Raw genomic sequence first — 1,913 nt, 5'->3', positions numbered from 1 at the left:
GATCGGCGGGATGCTGTTCGGCGCACAGGTCGGCGAGGCGATCGGCCTGCTCGCCAGTGAGGTGGTCTCCTCCACCGACGTCGGGCTGCCGCTCAGCCCGGCACGCACGGCCGCGCTCATACCGGCCAACGTCGAGGCGTTCGGCTCCGGCCTGGAGGTCGACCCCGCCGAGGTCCGGATCTACCTGGCATTGCGCGAAGCCGCGTCCCAGCGCCTGTACGCCCATGTCCCGTGGCTGCGCGCGCACGTCCTCGGCGCGGTCGAGGAGTACGCGCGAGGCATCACCGTCGATCCGAACGCGGTCTCGCGGGCGATGACAATGCTCGACCCTTCCCGGCTGATGGACCCGGCGAGCTTCTCCGAAGCGCTCGGTAGTGACGTCTTCGACGAGGCGACCACTCCGGAACAGGCCGCCGCGCTGACCCGCCTCGAGATGATCCTTGCGCTGGTCGAGGGATGGGTGGAAACCGTCACCGATGCCGCCGCGGTGAAGAACCTGCCGGCGGCACCCAGACTGCGGGAGATGGTACGCCGGCGGCGGGCCGAGGGCGGGCCGGCCGAACAGACCTTTGCCACGCTCGTCGGCCTCAACCTGCGTCCGCGCAAGTTGCGAGAGGCGGCCACCCTGTGGGACGCCGTGGGCGAGGCCAGGGGAATCGACGGACGCGACGCCTTGTGGGCCCATCCCGACCTGCTCCCGAACACCGACGATCTCACCAACCCGCAGCGGTTCGCCGCTGGCGACACCACCAGCACGGTGGGTGACCCCATCTCGGAGCTCGAACGGCTCCGAGACACCCCGGCCCAGGACGAGCCACCAGGGCCGGAAGGAACACACGGCACAGATCCGCCCGATGGTCCGCGCGGCGGTCGTTGACCGCAACTGCCATGCGGCCATAACTTGACGGGCACGAAGCCCCCGGCTACCGGAGAACCCTCCAGAAGGGGAAGCTGGAGAGCTCGACCGCATGCCGGGGGTTTCCTCCCCACCCGGTGCATGCCCCCACCCGGTGCATGCCGCGCGACACTTACCGCGTCAGATGGTCAGCCAGCTGTGACCACTGGTGCGAACGAAGGCGACCGCCGGTCCAGCTGCGCCTGGATCCCCTCGGCAGCCTCACCGTTGGCCATGGTCGTGGCCTGGGCGAGTGCCTCCCACTGCAGTACCTGTTCGAGGTCGTTCTCGCCCGTCAACGCGACCTTGGCCAGCCGGGTCGCGACCGGGGCCGCCGAGGCGATCCGAACCGCACTCTCCAGTGCGGTGGCGACCAGATCGGCGGCCGGCACCACCGCATTGACCAGACCGACGGCCGCGGCCTCCTCCGCGCCGACGACCCGACCCGTAAAGATCATTTCTCGGGCCCGGACCACCCCCACAGCCTCCGGCAACAGCCGGGTGGCGGCCATCCCCGGATGCATCCCCAGCCGGGTGAAGGGGGCGGAGAAGGTCGCCTCCTCGGAGGCGAATCGCAGATCGCAGGCAAGCGCCAGACACAGACCGGCGCCCACCGCGGCGCCGTTCACCGCGGCAATCGTGGGCACTTCCACCGATCTGATCTTCAGCCACGTCCGGTAGAAGGGGAGCATCTTCGCACGCAACCGGTCCGCCCCGGAGTCGCCGTTGCGCCGCGGGTCGATCCAATCGAGATCGCCACCCGCGCAGAATGCGCGACCCTGCCCCGTGACGACGACGGCCCGCGCGGAAGGATCGGCTTTGATCGTGTCCAGCGCCTCCGACCACGCCTCGGTCAGCGCCACGGTCATTGCGTTGCGCCGCTCAGGCAGGGCCAACGTCAGCAGGATGACACCGTCGGCGGGACGTTCGACCAGCAGCGGTTCGGACACAGTCGGCTCCTGAAAGTCTGGACGGCCAAAGGCAGCGCGATCATGTTTTTCGCCGCTGCCGGAGGCCC

2 protein-coding genes are annotated in these 1,913 nt (G+C 69.7%); one reads left to right on the top strand and one right to left on the bottom strand.

Translation table 11 applies throughout. The annotated features are described in order from the left end of the window. Nucleotides 1-877, top strand: an 877-nt coding sequence (locus tag DD1DGNOD_RS05275) for a zinc-dependent metalloprotease (RefSeq protein ID WP_131769577.1), incomplete at its 5' end; no start/stop codon positions are given. A 167-nt stretch (nt 878-1,044) separates the two neighbouring features. Here DD1DGNOD_RS05275 and DD1DGNOD_RS05270 read toward each other — a convergent pair. After that, nucleotides 1,045-1,845: an enoyl-CoA hydratase/isomerase family protein gene (locus DD1DGNOD_RS05270; protein WP_131765525.1), complete on the bottom strand. Its 801-nt coding sequence runs from the start codon at nt 1,843-1,845 to the stop codon at nt 1,045-1,047. Nucleotides 1,846-1,913 lie beyond the last annotated feature (68 nt).

This window comes from Candidatus Protofrankia californiensis (assembly GCF_900634765.1).
In the GTDB taxonomy this organism is placed as follows: domain Bacteria; phylum Actinomycetota; class Actinomycetes; order Frankiales; family Frankiaceae; genus Protofrankia; species Protofrankia californiensis.
This window is presented reverse-complemented; position numbering and strand designations above follow the sequence as displayed.